This is a genomic window from Campylobacter sp. JMF_11 EL3, assembly GCF_027736965.1.
Classification (GTDB): Bacteria; Campylobacterota; Campylobacteria; order Campylobacterales; family Campylobacteraceae; genus Campylobacter_B.
In genome coordinates, this window is record NZ_JAOVTJ010000002.1 from 248,514 (window position 1) to 268,134 (window position 19,621).

A 19,621-nucleotide genomic window follows, 5' to 3' on the forward strand; every position below is an offset into this window, starting at 1 on the left:
CTTACATTAGGTAAATAACCGGCACGATTGTCGGATATTTTTTCGTTTTTCTAAAAATGTGCTTTCGCACGGCTTGGCGAATTTGCGACTCTAACACGCGGTTATCAAGCAAAATTTCGGTTTTCATATTCGCCAAAAACTGCTCGATTAAGCCCTCCATATCCTTGGTAAAGGCAGATGTCTGCGACTCTGCGACAAGCCCATAGGTAATGACGCGAGATTTGATAAGCTTTTTGGCTGTTTTGTCGATTTGAGCGATGATTACAGCCACGCCAGCGTCGGCCAAATTTTGCCTGTGTTTTACGATTTCATCGGAAATTTGCTTATTGATTTGATTGTCAATGAAAACCTTGCCAGTTTTGACGGTTTTGACCCGTTTTAGGTATTTTTCGCAAATCTCCATTTGATCGCCGTCGTTCATCAAATAGATATTTTTCTCATCAATCCCGCATTCTATCGCAGTTTCGCGGTGTTTGACTATGTGGTTATACTCGCCATGAACTGGTAGGAAAAATTTCGGCTTGATTAGGCGAAGCATTAGTTTTTGCTCCTCTTGGGCAGCGTGTCCGCTGACATGGATTTCGCTGAAATCCTGATACGCCACCTTCGCGCCACTTTTTAGCAAGAAATTTAGCACGGTTGAGACGCTGTTTTCGTTGCCCGGAATCGCCTTTGCCGAAATGATAACTTGATCGGTTGGTTTGATTTTTATGTATTTGTGCTCATCTGTGGCCATACGATATAACGCGCTCATAGTCTCACCCTGAGAGCCTGTGGTTACGATCAAAACCTCATTGTCGGGGTATTTGCTAACCTCATCTGGATCGATGAAAATTTTGCGATCGAGCTCGACATAGCCTAGCTCCATTGCCGTAAATAGGTTTCGCTCCATACTTCGCCCTATCACGCAGACCTTGCGACCGTATTTCACACCGCGCTCGATCGCTTGATAGACGCGGTGGATATTCGAGCTAAATGTGCTCATAATCACGCGCCCTTTCGAGCTAGCAAAAATGCCGTCAAATGTCCTGCCTACCGAATTTTCGGATTTGGTAATGCCGTCTCTGTGAGAATTCGTGCTATCGCTCATCAGTAGCATTACGCCACGATCGCCATAATGCGCCAAGCGGTTTAAATCGGTCGGATAGCCGTCGATTGGGGTGTGGTCGATTTTAAAATCGCCAGTGTGGATAATCGTGCCAGCCTTTGTGGTAATCGCAAGTGCGCTAGCGTCGATAATCGAGTGCGTTATGTGGATAAATTCGACCTCAAAATCGCCGATTTTGTAAATTTTGCGCTTTTGCACTGGGCGGAAATAGCTTCGCTCTGCCTTTAAGCCATGCTCTTCAAATTTGTTTGAAATCATACCCAAAGGCAACGGCGTAGCGTAGATTGGGAATTGAAATTCCTTGAAAAAATAGGGCATTGCGCCGATGTGATCCTCGTGCGCGTGCGTGATGATGATACCTTTGACTTTATCAGCGATTTTGCGAACATAGCTAAAATCAGGGATCAAAATATCCACGCCGGGCATATTATCATCAGGAAAACTCATACCCACATCGACGATAATCGCGCTCGTAGCGGTCTCGAAAATCGTCATATTCGCGCCGATCTCGCCAAGTCCGCCAAGCGGAGTTATGCGGATAGTTTCACTAGAATTTGCATTTTTTAGCGGATAGAGCCTTGCTTCGTGCATAGCCTTATTCGCCGCGATCGCCTCGTCCATAGCCACATGCCACGGCTCGGTACCGGTTAGGCTTTTTGGCATATTTGTCTTGCGTTTGGAGCGTTTTTTCTTTTTAGCGCCCTCCTCTGAATTTGGGCTTTGCACGGCTGTTTCGCTGGATAGATTTTGCGCTTTTTCGCTTTTTGATTTTTTATTTTTTTTGTTTTCGTTTGCTGGGGTTTTTTGCTCGTCTTTTTGATTTTTGCTCTCATCAAACGATTTTTTTAAATTTTCCCTGTGTCTGCGGCGTCTATTTACCTTTTTTAAGCGCTCAGGGCCTGTAAAATCGGAGTTTTGCGCTTGATTGTTAGTTTTTTTCTCTTCCATTTTTCACCTTCAATTTTTTAAAAATATCTAAAAATAAGGCGAAATTTAACTCGTGCGGTCTTGTGTTTTCAAAAATTTCTAGTTCTTCGAAAATTTGGGTTATATCTGATTTGGGCGCGATTGCGCTTAGATTTTTGGCTAGCGTTTTTCTAGGAGAGGCGAAACACACTCTCAAAAACGCCTCAAATTCGCGCTTTTGCTCCACGCTTTGGAAAGGATTGCGCGTCTTTTCTATCCTCATCACGGCTGAAATGACCTTCGGAGCTGGCTCGAAAGCGTGTGGAGGCACCTCGAAAAGATACTGCGCCCCGCCACAGAGGCTAGCCAAAACCGAAATCGCGCCAAATTCCCGCTTCCCAGAAACTGCGCAAAATTTCTGCGCGACCTCTTTTTGCACCATTACAACCAAACCCTCACACAGCGGGTCTTCGATGGCTCGTAGGATTATATTTGTCGCGATATAATACGGCAAATTAGCAACCAAAAAATATGGTTTTTCGCTAAGAGAATTTTCCCAAATTTCCAAAACATCGCCCAAAACCAGCTCCAAATCGCGGTTTTTTATCTCTGTGGCGAAGCTTTGGCACAAAATCCGATATAAATCATTATCAATTTCGAAACTTTTTACTTTATAACTCTTCAAAAGATTACGAGTTAAATCACCCAAGCCAGGCCCAATTTCTACGATATTTTCAGCATTTTTGGGAATCGATTGGATAATTTTGTCTAAAATCAAACTATCTTTTAAAAAATTTTGTCCGAATTTTTTCTTTGCAACTATCATCGAGAAATTTTATCCAATTTTTACTTATAAAATGGTTATATAAGCGAAATTTGGCTAAAATTTACAAAAATTTTAAAGGGCAAAATTTTGAAAACATTTGCAAAACGAATAATTCCATGCCTAGATGTGCAAAATGGGCGCGTGGTAAAGGGCATAAATTTCGTAAATTTACGCGACGCAGGCGATCCTGTCGAAATCGCAAAACGCTATAACGACGAGGGTGCGGACGAGCTTTGTTTTTTAGACATTACGGCTAGTTTTGAGAATCGCGACACTATCGTGCATGTGGTCGAAAGCGTGGCAAAACAGCTTTTTATCCCGCTGACCGTGGGTGGCGGAATCCGTAAAATCGACGATATTTCGCGACTTTTGGATGTGGGTTGCGACAAGGTCAGCCTAAACTCATCAGCCATCGCAAATCCAGGTTTAATCGACGAAGCAGCGAAAAAATTTGGCTCTCAATGCGTCGTCGTGGCAATCGATGTCAAACGAACTGGTGAGGGCTACAATGTCTTTGTCAAAGGTGGCAGAGAAGACACCGGACTGGACGCTTATACGTGGGCAGAGGAAGTGCAAAACCGCGGTGCGGGGGAAATTTTGCTCACTTCTATGGACTGCGACGGCACCAAAAACGGCTTTGATTTAGAAGTTACGGGTAAAATTAGCAAAATGCTAAAAATCCCTGTCATCGCAAGTGGCGGTGCAGGAAATATGGAACATATCAAAGAAGCCTTTGAGTGTGGGGCAGACGCGGCACTCGCGGCGAGCATTTTTCACTTCGGCGAGATAAAAATCAAAGATTTAAAAGCCTATCTTTTGCAAAACGGCATAAGGGTTCGAAGTTGATAGTGTGCGCAGGAAATGGCGAAGAATTCGACTTCGCTCGCGCTGTCGGCGTGGGGCTCGTGGATTGCGCTATCAATTTAACCAAAATTTTAGCGAGCGAAAAACATAGCGAAATTTTGTTTGTAGGCAGTTGCGGTCTATATGGCGAAGGTAAAATTTTTGATATTTTCGAGTGCGAAACAGCCACAAACCACGAAATCTCCGAGCTTTGTGGCTACTCATACAGCCCGATTTTTGACCCTAATGTTTCATATGAAACATTTTGCAACTCATCAAATTTCATCACCACAGATGAAATTTGCGCGCAAAAATTCGCCACACTCGGCTACAAAATCGAAAATATGGAATTTTACTCTGTCGTCAAAGTCGCCGAAAGTTTCAAAATCCCAGCTCGCGGAATTTTCGTCGCGACGAATTTTTGCAACCAAAACGCACACGCAGAATTTTTGAAAAATCACGCAAAAGCCAAAGAAATTTTAGAAAATTACTTAAAACAAAAAGGAATAATTTGAAAAATATCCTAGATTTCACACTTGATGAACTATCCGAGCTTGTAACGCCAAAATTTAGAGCCAAGCAAATTTACGAGTGGATTTACAAAAAAGGTGTTAAAAATTTTGATGAAATGCTAAATTTACCAAAGGAATTAAGAGCAAATTTAAGCGAAAATTTCTATTTAGACTCCGTAAAATGCGTAAAATGCGAAGAGAGTATCGACGGAAGCAAAAAATATCTTTTCGAGCTAAAAGACGGCAAAACCATAGAAAGCGTTTTGCTTCCTATGAAAGATGAAGTCGCCGACGAAAACGGCAAAATTTCACGCCATGCAAGATACACGATTTGTGTCAGTTCGCAAGTTGGTTGCAAAATGGGCTGTGCGTTTTGTCTGACTGCCAAAGGCGGATTTGTGCGAAATCTCACAGCAGGTGAAATCGTCGGGCAAATTTTATACATAAAAATCGCAAATCAAATCCCTTACGAAAGACGCGTAAATATCGTATATATGGGTATGGGCGAACCGCTAGATAACCTAGCAAATGTTGCAAAAGCCGTGCAAATTCTAAAAGAAAATGATGGCCTAGCCATCGCTCCACGCCGCCAGACTATCAGCACGAGCGGTCTAGCTACACAGATAAAAAAGCTTGGCGAAATGGATTTGGGCGTTTTACTTGCCATTTCGCTTCACGCCGTAACCGACGAGCTTCGTGCCAAATTAATGCCGATAAACAAAGCCTACAACATAGCTTCGGTTATGGACGCCGTGCGAAATTTCCCCATAGATATGCGAAAGCGAGTGATGTTTGAATACCTTGTCATGGGTGGCGTAAATGATAGCCCTAGCGACGCAAAAACCCTTGTAAAGCTACTTCACGGCATAAAAGCAAAGGTAAATTTGATATATTTTAACCCGCACGAAGGAAGCCCGTATCTGCGCCCAAGCACGGAAAATATGGTAAAATTCCAAGATTATCTCAGCGCGCATGGCGTAACCTGCACGATTCGCCAAAGCAAGGGGCTTGACATAAGTGCTGCGTGCGGACAACTAAAAGAAAGAAACAAAAATGAGCACACTTGATATAATTGAAATTGTTTTCATCGCCATTGTCGCAGTTGTAGGCATTGGCGGAATTTTGTTCGTAGTTTTGAACGAGAAAAAATAATGGGCTAAATTGCTAGAAAAAATTCTTAAAACAATCTAGCCCATTATTTATAATTTAAATAGATTTATTTTACATGCTTTTGAGCTCGTATAAATTCCGGATTATCTTTTAACTTACGATTCCTTTGAAATTTATATATTGCCACAAGCAAAGTAAGTATGCCGCCACTAATCCATAACAAGCCTCCATCATTAAGAGTGGCAAGACCAAGAAACAATAAAACTATCGCAGCCACAAACCACCCAAGCCACGAACAACCATAAGCAATCTCTGCCTTGCAATCACCACAAACAATCGCACCAAATTTTATGTCATCTTTGCCGCAAAATGGACATGTTAATTCTCGTTTTTCCATGTTATCCTTTCAGATTAAAATTCACAATATCATACCCCCCCCCCCCCCCTTAAAAATTGCTTAAATTTGCAAATTTTAGCTGGTTTAGCTATCGTTTTTTCATAATACCAATCAGTTTATCAAATTTAGGAATTTGTAATAAATATAGAATTTATTGAAGCAATATTTTTATATCCATTTTGTTTCAAAATTTTAACGCTTTCAAAAACTCGCTTTTAAAATCAGCCTTTGTTTGAATATTATAAATTTTCCCGTTAAATTCGAAGTGCAAATTCGCTGCGTGCAAGCAAAGCCTAGAAGCACCTGTTAAATTTATCCGCTCTTCGACACTTAATTTCTCGTCCAAAATCGCTTCGAAAGTCGCCGTATCAGTCCCGTAAAGCGGGTCGCCTAAAATATTGTGTTTCACATGAAACAAATGCAAACGAATTTGATGCTGTCTTCCAGTCAGTGGCACGGCTCGAACCAAAGTGGCATTAAATTCGCTAAAATACTCTATCGGATAAATTTCGGTTATCGCCTTTTTGCCGTTTTCGCAAATTCGCATTTTTATAGCCACTTCGTCAGTTTCTAAACTCTCGCCTATTGGCTCATCGATTACAAATTCTCGCTCAACTTTCCCGCTCACCAAAGCAAAATATGATTTTTTCACTGCCCTATTTTCAAAAAGCATTTTTAGCGCATTTAAACTAGCCAAATTTTTTGCGACCAGTATCACGCCGCTTGTCTCTTTATCGAGCCTATGAACGACCGCCGCAGAGCGACCATAAAGCGACCAAATTTCATCATAAAGCGAATATTTGCAATGTCTGCCGTTTGGGTGAGAAAGCACTCCGCTAGGCTTATCAAAAACACCAAATTCTTCGCATTCAAAAATCGCGCGCAGTCCTTTTGGCTCACATTTATAATCTATCAAAAAAATCTCGCCCTTTGCCACGCTGTTTTTTGCCATTACCGCACCAGAGCTATCTAGCACCCTGCCCTTATCACACAGCCTTTGCGCAGTTTTCATATCGTGCCCCAAGCCCAGCAAAATCTCAAAAATTCGCCGATCTCTAAATTTACCTAAACTAAATTTCTCATACGCCATATTAACTAAGTTTTCAGCCCTTTTTTAATATAATTTCGGATTATATCAAATTTCAAATAAAGGCACAAAAATGGTAGAGCGATACGCACGAAAAATTATGAAAGACAAATGGACGCAATTTGCCAAATACGACGCTTGGCTAAAAGTGGAGCTGGCAGCGGTTAAGGCGTGGAACAAGCTTGGCTTTATCCCTGATGATGATTGCGAAAAAATTTGCAAAAACGCTAAATTTAGCGTCGAACGCATAGACGAAATCGAAAAAACGACAAAGCACGATGTGATTGCGTTTTTAACCAGCGTGAGCGAAAGTCTTGGCGAAGAGAGCAGATTTGTGCATTATGGTATGACAAGTAGCGATTGTATCGATACGGCTGTGGCATTGCAGATAAAAGATAGCTTGGATTTGATTATCGCTGACATCGAAGCCCTAAAATCGGCAATCAAAAATCAAGCGATGAAGCACAAAAATACGCTTATGGTTGGGCGAAGTCATGGAATTCACGGCGAACCGATAACTTTCGGGCTTGTTTTAGCGATTTGGCACGATGAAATTAACCGCGCATTAGAACTTATAAAACACGCTTATGGCGTCATAAGTGTCGGTCAAATCAGTGGCGCAATGGGAAATTTCGCCCACGCTCCGTTAGAACTTGAAGAGCTAGTTTGCCAAAATCTAGGCTTAAAACCAGCCCCGGCGTCAAACCAAGTCATACAAAGAGATCGCTACGCACAAGTTATGAACGCACTAGCGATTTTGGCTTCAAGCTGCGAAAAAATCGCCGTTGCGATCCGCCACTACCAAAGAACAGAAGTTTATGAGTGCGAAGAGTATTTTGCTCCCGGACAAAAAGGGAGCTCAGCTATGCCACACAAACGAAATCCCGTTCTTAGCGAAAATGTAACGGGGCTTTGCAGGGTTTTAAGAAGTTATGCGATTCCTGCTATGGAAAATGTCGCTTTGTGGCACGAAAGAGATATTAGTCATAGTTCGGTTGAGAGATTTATACTGCCAGATGGCTTTGTGACGGCGGATTTTATGCTAAATCGCCTTGCAAATTTGATCGAAAACCTAGTCGTTTATCCTGAAAATATGATGAAAAATTTAAATTTAACAGGCGGACTAGTTTTTTCACAAAGAGTTTTGCTAGAACTTCCTAAAAAAGGGCTGTCGCGTGAAGAAGCCTATAAAATCGTGCAAAGAAATGCGATGAAAGTTTGGGCTGATTTGCAAGAAGGCAAAAAGGCTATCGATGAAAACGGAGCTAGTTTGTATCTGCAAAATTTACTAGCCGATGAAGATTTGCGAAAGGCTTTGAGCGAAGATGAGATTAAAGCGTGTTTTGATTATGGATATTACACCAAAAATGTGGATAAAATTTTCGCTAGGGTGTTTGGGTAAGCTACAAGAGTAAAATTTAAAGGAGTCAGTATGAGAGAGAGCAAACAAGAGAGTTTTTTTGGCGCACGCGCACTTGTAGAAGGCGCTTTATCTTTGTTTTTTTGTTTATTATAGTTGCTATCTGCTTTCCGTTGTGGGAGGCGATTGCTATGAAGCATTTTCACGCCCCCAAACTAACTCTTTTGGAGTTTTTTGGGCTCTGCATTTTAGCTCGTTGTATTTTTGGATTAAAATTTTAAAAATTTAGCCCATTTTGGGCTAAATTTTCTGTCATAAAATCAAAAAATACCCAAATTTTCCCATAATAATTTAACTTAAAATTTAGCAAAACTCCAAAGCAAAATTTGGATAAATTTTCTTAAATCATAAGCTTTAAAAAGATACAATCGCACAATTATTTTTTCTTAGAAACGGACGCAAAAATGAAAGTAATTAAACGCAACGGTAGAACCGAAGAACTCGATATTTCAAAAATCAAAAAATTCACTGGGGACGCGGTAGCGGGGCTTGAAAATGTCAGCCTTAGCGAGCTAGAAGTCGATGCAAAAATTCAGTTTCGCGATATGATTACCACGGAGGAAATCCAGCAAACCCTTATCAAAACCGCCGTCGATAAAATCGACATAGACCGCCCAAACTGGACATTTGTGGCAGCGCGACTTTTCCTTTATGATTTGTATCACAAAGTATCGGGCTTCACCGGCTATCAATCGCTTCAAACCTACTTTGAGCGCGGTGAAAGCGAGGGGCGCATCATGCTAGGGCTAAAAGAAAAATACGACCTAGACGACTTAGACGCCTACATTAAGCCAGAGCGCGATTTGCAATTTACCTATCTTGGCATTAAAACGCTTTATGATCGCTATCTTATAAAAGACAGACAAGCAAAGCCGATTGAGCTTCCACAGCACATGTTTATGGCGATTGCTATGTTTTTGGCGCAAAATGAGCTAGACAGCCAAGGCTGGGCGAAAAAATTCTACGATTTAATAAGCAAATTTGAAGTCATGCTTGCCACTCCGACACTCTCAAACGCACGCACTACTCGCCACCAGCTTTCAAGCTGTTATGTAGGAAGCACGCCTGATAATATCGAAGGAATTTTTGATAGCTACAAAGAAATGGCGCTTTTATCAAAATTTGGTGGCGGTATCGGCTGGGACTGGTGCAAAGTCCGCGCAATGGGCGGCAGTATCGACGGACACAAAAACGCCGCAGGTGGCATAATACCTTTCCTAAAAATCACAAACGACATAGCCGTGGCTGTGGATCAACTAGGCACTAGAAAAGGCGCAATCGCCGTGTATATCGAGCCGTGGCACATGGATATAAACGACTTTTTGGATTTGCGTAAAAACTCAGGCGAAGAACGCCGCAGAGCGCATGAAATTTTCCCTGCTTTGTGGATAAATGATTTATTTATGAAACGCCTAGCAAATAACGAAAAATGGACGCTTTTCGACCCTGTCGATGTGGCTGATTTGTGCGATGTGTGGGGCGAAGAATTTGAAGCAAAATATATCGCCTACGAAAACGACCCAAATATCAGCAAATCAACCGTTCTAGCAAAAGAGCTTTGGAAAAAAATCCTAACTAGCTATTTTGAGACTGGAATGCCGTTTTTGTGCTTTAAAGATAACGCAAACAGGGTTAATCCAAATTCGCACAAAGGGCTAATTCGAAGCTCGAATTTATGCACCGAAATTTTCCAAAATACACAGCCAAATCACTACAAAACAAAAGTGATTTACGCTGACGGAAGCGAAGAGCTTTTTGAAGAAAACGAAGAAGTCGTCGTAAATGGTAAAATCACCAAAAAAGCTAAAAAAATCACCGCACTTGATACGATAAATGGCAAAGACATTTTCATCGTCGAAAAGGGCGTAGATGAGGGCGCAACGGCTGTTTGTAACCTAGCTAGTGTAAATTTAAGCAAAATTCACACGCCAGATGATATAAAACGAGTCGTGCCGATTGCCGTGCGAATGCTAGATAATGTAATAGAGCTAAATTTTTACCCACACGCAAAGGTAAAACGCACGAATTTGCGCTCTCGCGCCATAGGATTAGGCGTAATGGGCGAAGCGCAAATGCTTGCCGAAAAGGGTATTATTTGGGGAAGTTACGAGCATTTTGAGACAATCGATAAAATCATGGAAAACATAAGTTACAACGCCATTTACGCTTCATCAAATTTAGCCCTTGAAAAGGGCAAATACCCTGAATTCGACGGCTCAAAATGGTCGCAAGGAATTTTCCCAATCGATTTAGCAAACGAAAATGCTAAAAAACTAGTCGGTCGCGGGGGGCTTTTTGAAGATAATTCTTGCGACTGGGACGCACTTCGCGCAAAGGTTAAGAAAGACGGCATGAGAAACGGCTATTTAATGGCGATTGCGCCGACTTCATCAATTTCGATTTTAGTAGGCACGACGCAGACTATCGAGCCTGTTTATAAACGCAAATGGTTTGAACACAACCTAAGCGGCATGATTCCTGTGGTCGTGCCAAATCTAAGCCCTGATACTTGGCAAGCCTATGTTCCGGCATACGAGCTAGACCAAAGGCTGCTTATAAAAGCAGGTGCAATCCGCCAAAAATGGATAGATCAAGGTCAAAGCCTAAATATTTTTATCACGCTTGATAAGGCTAGCGGTAAGGTGCTAAATGACATTTACACCCTTGCGTGGGAGCTTGGCATTAAATCGACATATTATCTAAGAAGCGAAAGCCCTTCAACTGATGATTTCAACTCCGATGTCGCCGACAGAAGTATCGAGTGCGAAGGTTGCCAATAGCGCACAGGACGAAATTCTACGAATTTTTAAGTCTCCGAATTTAGACCAAATTTGGAGATTTTTTTGCAAATTTTGGTATCGCAAGATTTACCAAATTTTCACCTTACTGTTGTTTTCACTAAAATTATTCAAAATAATGTCGCTCTCACACATATTATCAAACCTGAATTTCGCACATAGAAACAAAACTATAAGGCAAAAAATCAAGCAATAGGAAAATAAAATTCTCGTTAAATTTTTTAAAATTCACATATACTTTACATTTTAAACAATTGCTTGACTATGCTGTTTTGGTAATTTATTGGTTTTTAAGGGGGGGGGGGGGTATAATCAAGATTATTCTTTGAAAGGAGCGTAAAATGAAAAAGATTGTTATCAAATTACAATCAAAAAATGAAGACAATTCTCCTGTTGTTGTAAAGCAAAGATCACAATGCAGAACAACTCACAAACGCCAAGATTGCTAATATAGCCCCAATTTTGGGGCTTTTATAAGGATTACAATGAACGATGAAATAACTATTTTAGAAGATGAAAAAGTAGAACTGCCCCAGAAATACACTCGTTATAAAATTTCATCAAAACATATACTTATAGCTCCAAATTATCCAAGCTGGATAATTTTAAACGAAAACGAATATCAAATGTTTTTGTTTTTGGAAAAGATGAATCTAAAAGAAGCATTAGAAAATTACGAAATGAAATTTGACACAAAAGCAGAAAATTTAAGAAATAAATTGCTTGAAATCATTTTCAATCATAATTTTTACAAAGACGGATATAAAAACACTAGCGATGAAGACGATATAAAAACGATACAAAAAAATATACACATTAACCTTACTAATGATTGTAATATGCGTTGTAAGCATTGCTTTGTCAATGCAGGGCGAGTAGAGAAAAAATATGTGAATATAGAAAAAATCATACAAAAAATTAATGAAATCACAAAAATAAACGGCTTTACAGAAGTTGTTATATCTGGCGGGGAACCGCTACTCCACAAAGAGATTTTCAAACTTTTAAGTGCATTAAAAGGACATAAAATCACGCTTTTCACAAACGGAATTTTGATAAATAATAAAAATATAGAAAAAATTGCCGAATTTGTGAGTGAAATACAGATAAGCTTTGAAGGAGTTTCGCCAGAAATTTACGAAAACAATCGTGGCAAAAATAATTATAAAAAAGTTTTAAATGCAATAAATTTGATAAAATCTAAAAATATCAAACTAATTCTAGCCATTACGATTTTGCCCGATACTTTAAGTGATATAAAACAAAATTTGCTTAATTTTATCAAAAAAATAGATTATTCAAATTTAGAAATTCGCCTAAACAACGAAATAGAATTAATCGGTGCGGCACCAAAAGAACTAAATTTAAAAAATTACAATAAAAAATTATCAGACAAAATCATATATGAGCTTATGAAAGAATTACTAAATTTGGGTATCGCAAAGACAAAGACAAAGGAACAAAATATAAGATTCAAAAACTGCGGTATAGGCACAAGCATAGTCATAGATGCGAATGGAAAAATTTATCCATGCTCTAAATTTGGCTCGTTTTATTTAAATTTAGATGAAAGTGCGGAAAAAATAATGGATAAATTTGACAATATAAATCGACAAACCTGCGTAAATTTTATGGAAAAATGTAAAAAATGTGACCTGAAATTTATATGCTGTGGCGGCTGTAAAATAGATAATCTAAATTTGAAAAATAATATGAGAAATGCGATTTGCGATAGAAAATACAAACAAAATATTTTGCGAGGCTTAATAGATGAGTGGGAAGCTAATCTCGTATAGTGGCATACAAACTCACAATTTAAAAAATTTAAGCATTAAAATAACCCCAAATACACTAACTTGTATTTGTGGTGCAAGTGGGTCAGGGAAATCAAGTTTGGTTTTCGATACGATACACAGAATATCTAAAAATGAGTTTAATTCTTTAATGGACGAAGATTGCGAAAATAGCGATTATATTGTAGGATCATACGAGAATATCCTATTTTCAGTTGCTCTAAAACAACTTAATTTCAATATAAATCCACGCTCTACGATACTTACATATTTTCATTTAGGCGATGAGTTATCTTTTGTTTTATCAAAAATTTCGCCAAATTTCACAAAAAATGCCATAAGTATAAATCATAAAAATATGTGTAAGCGGTGTTCTGGATTAGGATTTGAAAAAAAGCTAAATTTGGAGTGCATTATCGATAAAAAGACAAAAATAAAAGATAATCCATTTTTAATTTGGCATAATTCATACAAAGATTTTTATTCGCAAATTTTAATGTCATACTTAAAAGATTTAGATATTGATGAAAATTTAACATTTGATGAATTAAATGAAATTCAAAAAAATAAAATTCTTTACGAAAAATCTAATAAAAAATATAAAATTTCATATAAAATTGCAGGTAAAACAAGAGTAAAAACAGACTTTTATCGCGGTGTTATGTTAAGCGAAATAGACAAAATAAATGAAAAATATACACAAAAAATTATTTGTCAAAAATGTGGTGGTTCAAGGCTAGATGACAATATAAACAACATAAAAATTGCAAATTTTACATTAAAAGATATTTTGCTTTGTGATTTTTCTAAATTAATACAAATAATAAATTTTTTAAAAAATAAATACCCATATTTTAAAGCAAAAAGTTTGGAGCACTTTATCGAAAAATGCAATATTCTAGGTTTAGGGCACTTAAATTTAAGCAGATCTATACCATCTATCTCAGGTGGCGAACTACAAAGACTAAGAATAGTTAAAATTTTAATCAGCAAAATAAATAACATAGCAATATGTTTAGACGAGCCGACAAATTCACTTCACCCAAGCGAAATTAAAAATTTAACAGATGAAATAGAGCATTTAAAGCATAATAATACGATTATCGCAATAGAACACAATAAAGAGCTAATAAATAAAGCAAACAATATTTATTATTTGGATAAAGGCGAGTTTATATCGCCAAAAATAGATAATTACAATGGTGTTTTAAAAAATGATTTCAAGTCCTTTGCTTCCCAAAAAATAAAACTTTCAAATTTAGATTTTTTGAAATTTAGTGGCTATATTGAGATAAAATTTGGCTTATTAATCGGAATTAGCTCAAAATCTGGCATAGGAAAAACTAGCCTTTTAAAATATATTTTGCCGAGACAGATAAATTCGTATAAATATATCTCTCAAAAACCAATTAAATGTGGAATAAATTCAACCATAGCGACATATTGCGGAATTTTAGATGATATAAAAGAGATTTTTCATAAAAATAACGATATGTCTTTTAAAAATTTGAGTTGTAAAAAATGTGGTGGTAGCGGAAAAATCCTTGTATTAGAAAAATACAATCGCAAATTTTACCACGATTGCGAAGATTGTAGTGGTAGCGGATTTGATAAAAAAACAAAAGAAATTAAAATTTTAGATACGAGTATATTTGATATTTTAAATCAAAACATTGAAAACTTAATTCAGTCAAACCTACCAAGTAAAATAATGAAAAAACTAAATTTATTAAACGAACTTGGTTTGTCTCACTTGAATTTAAATAGGAAAATTTTAGAAATTTCAGGCGGAGAATCTCAAAGATTAAAACTATTTGAAGCTCTTAATGATAAAAGAAATAAAACTATTGCATTAGATGAACCTACAAAAGGATTAGATGATAAAGATATAATAAAGATTTTATCTTTATTATATAAAACGATACAAAATGAAACAAAAACTTTTATAGTTGCAGAACATAATCCTCTATTTTTAAGTTACTGTAATGAACTTATAGAACTAGCTAAAATAGGTGAAAATGTCGAAGTTATATTTAATTCAAACACAGAAAAAATTAAATGTTGTAAAAACAGCGAAATAAAACATTGGCTTAAAAAATAAAAACTACACAAATGCAACAAACTCCACCCAGACTTCTTATAAAATTTTTCTTAACTATAAACGCAAATGGTTTGAACACAACCTAAGCGGTATGATTCCTGTGGTCGTGCCAAATCTAAGCCCAGATACTTGGCAAGCCTATGTTCCAGCGTATGAGCTAGATCAGCGACTGCTTATAAAAGCAGGTGCAATCCGACAAAAATGGATAGATCAGGGTCAAAGCCTAAATATCTTTATCACGCTTGATAAGGCTAGCGGCAAGGTGCTAAATGACATTTACACCCTTGCGTGGGAGTTTGGCATTAAATCGACATATTATCTAAGAAGCGAAAGCCCATCAACTGATGATTTCAACTCCGATGTCGCAGACAGAAGTATTGAGTGCGAAGGTTGCCAGTAACGCACAATTAAATTTTGCTTTTGGCGAAATTTTAAAATTTCGCCAAATTTAGCCTAAATTTGCCATTTTTCCTTGAATTTATCTTTATAAGACTGCCTTTTATCCTTGATTTTATCGTTCGTGTGCTTGGCGAGATTTTCGAGGTAAGCAGAAGCAATTTGTAAAAGCATATTTGCTATCATTTTTTTATCATCTTTTGCAACCGTTTTGTATTTTTGCAAAATTTGAGGCACCGCGAGTGGCAGGTTATGCGGGATTTGCGCGAAGGTATCGAGGCTAGTGGCATTAAATAGCTCAAAAACCGCCTCAATTGCGATTTTGCGCTGAGTGGCGGTAGTATTTTGCATAAAATCGCTCAAAGTCTTATCAATAATCTTGCTCGAATTGCTAAGCCCCACAGCGTAGATAAAATCCTCCTTGCCCACCTCCCAGCTAAAAATATCGTGCGCAAAGACAAGCTTGGCGCTTGATTGGACGATTTTTATGCTCTCTTTGTGGCTTAGCAGATTTCCGATAATGCTCTCATTTGGGATATAGGTTTGGATTTTTGATAAAATTTCGCCACTCAAATTTTGCTCGTAAAATTCCGGCAAAAACCCCGGTCCGTCGTAGTTATAGACCTTTATTATGCGACCATGCACGCTAGGATTTGCCCTAAGCGCTGAGTAAATCGCCACATTTCCGCCCTTTGAATGTCCGCCGATTTTAAGGCGCGCATGCGGGTATTTTTGCGCGATTTTTTCTAGATATTTAAGCCCTGAGATTTGGCAAGGAAGCTCTTTTAAAAACGCCATATTAAAGTCCTCTTGCCAGCCCAAAATCGAATTATCCGTGCCGATAAACGATACGAAAATTTCTTCCACGCCCAAATGAATACACAGCGCGCCAAACTGCCTGATTGCCTCTTTGTCGTTATCTCGCTCTATATCACTCACGCGCAAATCCCCAAAACGCGCGCTTTGGGCTAAATTTAGCGCGAGTGTTTTATCGCCCTCCCACAAAAACTCATCATCGCTTAAATTTGCCAAATTTTCGCAAATTTCACCCAAATTTCCACCATTAAAAAGCGAAATTTTATGAAACGGCAAATACGAAAATCGCGCCAAAACAAGCGCGTCTAGCTCGTTAAATTTATGCTCGCTAAATTTCAAATCCCCGCGCCAAAAAAGATAGTCGTTGATATTCGCCATTTTACGCCCTAAATTCGGCCTGCAAGGCTAGTTTTGGGTCATAGCCTATGTTTTTCTCAAACTCGCTAAGCCTCATGTGGATCGAGCGAAGTTCGGTTATCGTCGTCCAATTCTCCGTAAATACGCTAAAACTTTGGCGCACTTTATTAAAGGCATTTGCTGTTTGGATTAGCACGCCAAGCGTGATTACCTTGGTAAAAAGCCCTGGCCCCATGATGAGATATGGCACGATGACAAGGATTTGCGAGTAAGTGTGAAGCCAAGTATCGAAATACAAATAGTGCAAAAAAAGCTTGTGGTAGTTAAATTTAAGCTTGTCAAAAAGCGAAATGAGCTTCTCCTCGCTTCCGTAATTCGCCTTGTCCTCCTCGGCAAAAACTAGCTCTTTTCGGAAGGCTGCTTCGACCTTTTGGTTGTTGTATTCTAGGCGTGGCAGGTAGCGTCCCACGAACCACGACACGCCAAGCCCACCCACGCTCACAGCTAGCGCAATCCAAACAAGAGAGCCCGGAATATCCTTGATAAAGGGCAAATTTATCCCACTACTTAGCCCCCATAAAATCGGAATAAACGCAAATAGCGTCATAAAGGCATAGACAATTCGCATGCCGACATCTTCAAGGGTTTTGGTGAAACGATAAATGTCCTCTTGGATACGCTGTGAGCTACCCTCTATGTCGCGCTCTACCCTGCGCCAAAAGCCAATGTATGAAAATGTCATCGCCTCGCGCCATTTTAGCACCCATACGCGCGTGATATAGCGCTCCGAAACTGCCGCTAGTATAAACCACATCGCAAGCCACAAAAACAAAAGCATAGCCTCATAAAACTCGTCAATCGTGTGTTTGTCGATCTCGCCACCCATATCGTAAAACGCCCTATACCACTCGTTAAATTTGACATTTAAAATGGTTTGAAATAAATTAATGCCGAGTATAAAAATTAGTCCGCCCCAGGCCAACAATCGCCATTTTGGACTTTTGAAAAACGATGAAAACATTACCTGCCTTTGTGAAATTTAATCCGCGATTTTACTGAAATTTATTAAATTTTGGAATTTTTGCAAAATTTAAATTAAATTTGTAACTACATTATCAAATTTTAATTAAATTTTCGCTACTCTTTGCGATAAAATATCAAAAAGGAGTAAATCCCCCCCCCGCAAAAGTTGCAAATTTCAATTTGCCAGGCGCAAATTTGCGCAAAACTACAAAAAGGAAATACTATGAAAAAGTTTCTTTTGGCATTGGCTGTCCTTGCGACAAGCGCATTTTCGTATTCGCTCGATGAGATTAGAGCGCGAGGTGAAATCCGTATCGGCGTGTATGACGCTGAACCGCCATTTGGCGAGCTTGTCAATGGTAAATTCGAGGGCTTTGAGGTCGAGCTTGCCGAAATTTTGGCAAAAAGGATTTTTGGCGAGAAACAAGGCCACATAAGCCTCATGGGCGTTACCAACGATGTGCGTTTTCCGCTTTTGCAAGAAAATAAAGTTGATATGATAGTTGCCGCTGTGTCTGTAACGCCAGAGCGCGCCCATTTAGCCGACTTCACGGCTCCGTATTTTACTGTAAATTTGGGTCTTCTCACCAGAAAAGGTAGCGACATCAAATCTGTCTTGGATTTAAAAGGCAAAAAAATCGGCGCATTGCTTAAAACCACAGGCGAAGCATTTTTGAATAAAGAGGGGATTCCTATCACTTACTGCAACGACAGCGTCGATTGCTATAAAAAAGTCAAAAATGGCGAACTTGACGGCTATGTCAATAACAACCTTTTTGTCTATGCTTATCCGATTTTTGACCCCACAATGGAGGTCAAACTCTCAAACCTTGGCAACACCGTTTTTCTATCAATCGCAATCCAAAAAGGAAACACAAGTTTGCTTGAATTTTTAAACGAGCAAATCATTGCTCTAAGCAAAGAGGGATTTTTCACAAAAGCCTATAACGAGACCTTTGAGCCGTTTTACAAGGGCACAATTGATAAAAAATACTTCCTACTCGACAATGTTTATAAATCGTTTTTCTAAAATTTTGGGCAAAATTTGCCCAAAATTTTACATTAAATTTTGAAATTTGCAGAATTTTACTAAAATTTCGCTCCATTTATCGCCGAAATCGTCGAACTATCCAGCGGTATGTATGATACGCTATCACTGTGTTTGAGCTCTCCTGCGTCCATTTTGAGGTATGGTTCGACCGCAGAGCCTTCTAGCACTCTCCCGCACAGCCCAGCGCGGTCAATCCGCACCTCCATAACGCTCATGCCATGGAAAATAAACTTCAAACAATCCCGCTTTTTCACGCGAAAAACGCTGTTTTTAAAATCCACGCTCGTCATATCCTTGATATTGGTCGAATACCGCCCCTGCGTGAGATTATAGGCGATGACATCGCTAAGTGCGGTTTTTAGGTCGTTTTTGGCCGCCACGACCAAGGCATCATCTCTCGAAGCTTGTAAGCGTGGAAGCGCAACGCCAACCAAAATCCCAACAATCACAATCACAAAAACAAGCTCAACCATACTAAATGCTTTTTTCATAGGATTTCCTTTTGTTTTTTCGAGTATAGCATTTAATGATGAAATTTGTAAATTTAGCTGTCATTGCGAGCGTAGCGAAGCAATCTACGAGTTTAAAATTTAAAGTATGCGATTTGCTGTCATTGCGAGCAAAGCGTTATAATTCAGGGAAATTCAGATAAATTTCAATTCTTAAATTCTCTCTAAATTTTACTGGATTGCTTCGTCGCTGTAAAACAGCTCCTCGCAATGACAAATTTGGCAAAATTTTAAATTTTGCCAAATCTAGCGTTTGAAATTTTAAATTCTTAGGGGCTGTGGCAGGTTTCCCTGCCACGAAGCAATCAAATTTAACTAAAACGCAATGCTAAGTGCCATTTGTGCGCTTACGCCTTCTTGTTTGCCAGCGTATCCTTTTACGCCAGCGTCGAATTTAAGCGTTTCGGTTTTGTATTGATAGCCAATTTCGCCAATTCCTGTTAGACCTTTTAGATCTGGGCTTAGTATCTCGCCTGTGCTACCATTTGGCACGATAAATCTACCGCCTGCTTCTGAGCTAAACTCATATTCGCCGGCAAGACCAACGAAGAATTTATTATGCTCATCT

At 38.8% G+C, this 19,621-nt stretch carries 16 protein-coding genes and 1 pseudogene; 9 read left to right on the forward strand and 8 right to left on the reverse strand.

From position 1 onward, the window contains the following. Position 1: 1 nt before the first annotated feature. Both OFN67_RS04890 and rsmA read right to left on the reverse strand, forming a co-directional pair. Positions 2–2,056 carry a ribonuclease J gene (locus tag OFN67_RS04890; RefSeq protein WP_270867863.1) on the reverse strand — a complete coding sequence of 685 codons (2,055 nt, stop codon included), beginning with the start codon at positions 2,054–2,056 and terminating at the stop codon, positions 2–4. Further along, positions 2,037–2,840 (reverse strand): 16S rRNA (adenine(1518)-N(6)/adenine(1519)-N(6))-dimethyltransferase RsmA, encoded by an 804-nt coding sequence (gene rsmA / locus OFN67_RS04895; protein ID WP_270867862.1) that lies wholly within the window; start codon positions 2,838–2,840, stop codon positions 2,037–2,039. Before rsmA ends, OFN67_RS04890 begins: the two co-directional genes overlap by 20 nt. Positions 2,841–2,927: 87 nt before the next feature. Here rsmA and hisF point away from each other — a divergent pair, with 87 nt between their 5' ends. Genes hisF through rlmN form a run of 3 tightly spaced genes read left to right on the forward strand, consistent with a single transcriptional unit; the run spans position 2,928 to position 5,262 of the window. Continuing rightward, complete coding sequence (gene hisF / locus OFN67_RS04900; RefSeq protein ID WP_270867861.1) at positions 2,928–3,686, forward strand: imidazole glycerol phosphate synthase subunit HisF; 759 nt, start codon at positions 2,928–2,930, stop codon at positions 3,684–3,686. A 2-nt stretch (positions 3,687–3,688) separates the two neighbouring features. Then, entirely contained in the window at positions 3,689–4,198 is a 510-nt protein-coding gene (locus tag OFN67_RS04905; RefSeq protein WP_333720333.1) for a phosphorylase family protein, read from the forward strand. Next, a complete protein-coding gene (gene rlmN, locus OFN67_RS04910; RefSeq protein WP_270867859.1) occupies positions 4,195–5,262 on the forward strand; it encodes a 23S rRNA (adenine(2503)-C(2))-methyltransferase RlmN in 1,068 nt (355 codons plus the stop codon). Before OFN67_RS04905 ends, rlmN begins: the two co-directional genes overlap by 4 nt. Positions 5,263–5,411: 149 nt before the next feature. Here the strand turns inward: rlmN and OFN67_RS04920 are convergent, their stop codons facing one another. Together OFN67_RS04920 and OFN67_RS04925 are read right to left on the reverse strand one after the other, a co-directional pair. Next, positions 5,412–5,702: a hypothetical protein gene (locus OFN67_RS04920; protein WP_270867857.1), complete on the reverse strand. Its 291-nt coding sequence runs from the start codon at positions 5,700–5,702 to the stop codon at positions 5,412–5,414. 184 nt (positions 5,703–5,886) lie between these two features. Next, positions 5,887–6,714 (reverse strand): RluA family pseudouridine synthase, encoded by an 828-nt coding sequence (locus OFN67_RS04925; protein ID WP_270867856.1) that lies wholly within the window; start codon positions 6,712–6,714, stop codon positions 5,887–5,889. 148 nt (positions 6,715–6,862) lie between these two features. Between OFN67_RS04925 and purB the strand changes: the two genes are divergently transcribed. From purB to OFN67_RS04950, 5 genes and pseudogenes are all read left to right on the forward strand, one after another. Further along, a complete protein-coding gene (gene purB, locus OFN67_RS04930; RefSeq protein WP_270867855.1) occupies positions 6,863–8,191 on the forward strand; it encodes an adenylosuccinate lyase in 1,329 nt (442 codons plus the stop codon). A 422-nt stretch (positions 8,192–8,613) separates the two neighbouring features. Then, the gene (locus OFN67_RS04935; protein WP_270867854.1) at positions 8,614–10,989 is read left to right on the forward strand and encodes a ribonucleoside-diphosphate reductase subunit alpha; all 2,376 of its coding nucleotides are present in this window, start codon (positions 8,614–8,616) and stop codon (positions 10,987–10,989) included. 503 nt (positions 10,990–11,492) lie between these two features. Continuing rightward, complete coding sequence (locus tag OFN67_RS04940) at positions 11,493–12,803, forward strand: radical SAM/SPASM domain-containing protein (protein ID WP_270867853.1); 1,311 nt, start codon at positions 11,493–11,495, stop codon at positions 12,801–12,803. After that, on the forward strand, positions 12,778–14,901 hold the full coding sequence (locus tag OFN67_RS04945; protein ID WP_270867852.1) for a hypothetical protein: 2,124 nt from the start codon (positions 12,778–12,780) through the stop codon (positions 14,899–14,901). Before OFN67_RS04940 ends, OFN67_RS04945 begins: the two co-directional genes overlap by 26 nt. 55 nt (positions 14,902–14,956) lie before the next feature. Next, positions 14,957–15,301, forward strand: a pseudogene (locus tag OFN67_RS04950) (ribonucleoside-diphosphate reductase subunit alpha); the annotation flags it as partial. A gap of 53 nt (positions 15,302–15,354) precedes the next feature. Here the strand turns inward: OFN67_RS04950 and OFN67_RS04955 are convergent. Both OFN67_RS04955 and OFN67_RS04960 read right to left on the reverse strand, forming a co-directional pair. Further along, a complete protein-coding gene (locus OFN67_RS04955) occupies positions 15,355–16,491 on the reverse strand; it encodes an Mbeg1-like protein (RefSeq protein ID WP_270867851.1) in 1,137 nt (378 codons plus the stop codon). A gap of 1 nt (position 16,492) precedes the next feature. Next, on the reverse strand, positions 16,493–17,491 hold the full coding sequence (locus OFN67_RS04960; protein ID WP_270867850.1) for a putative transporter: 999 nt from the start codon (positions 17,489–17,491) through the stop codon (positions 16,493–16,495). A gap of 225 nt (positions 17,492–17,716) precedes the next feature. On the opposite strand from OFN67_RS04960, the gene OFN67_RS04965 reads away from it, so the two are divergent. Then, positions 17,717–18,523 carry a transporter substrate-binding domain-containing protein gene (locus tag OFN67_RS04965; RefSeq protein WP_270867849.1) on the forward strand — a complete coding sequence of 269 codons (807 nt, stop codon included), beginning with the start codon at positions 17,717–17,719 and terminating at the stop codon, positions 18,521–18,523. Between the two features lie 59 nt (positions 18,524–18,582). Here the strand turns inward: OFN67_RS04965 and OFN67_RS04970 are convergent, their stop codons facing one another. Next, on the reverse strand, positions 18,583–19,035 hold the full coding sequence (locus OFN67_RS04970; protein WP_270862674.1) for a type II secretion system protein: 453 nt from the start codon (positions 19,033–19,035) through the stop codon (positions 18,583–18,585). Between the two features lie 333 nt (positions 19,036–19,368). Continuing rightward, positions 19,369–19,621: hypothetical protein (locus tag OFN67_RS04975; protein WP_443101033.1), on the reverse strand; the 253-nt coding region annotated here is incomplete at its 5' end.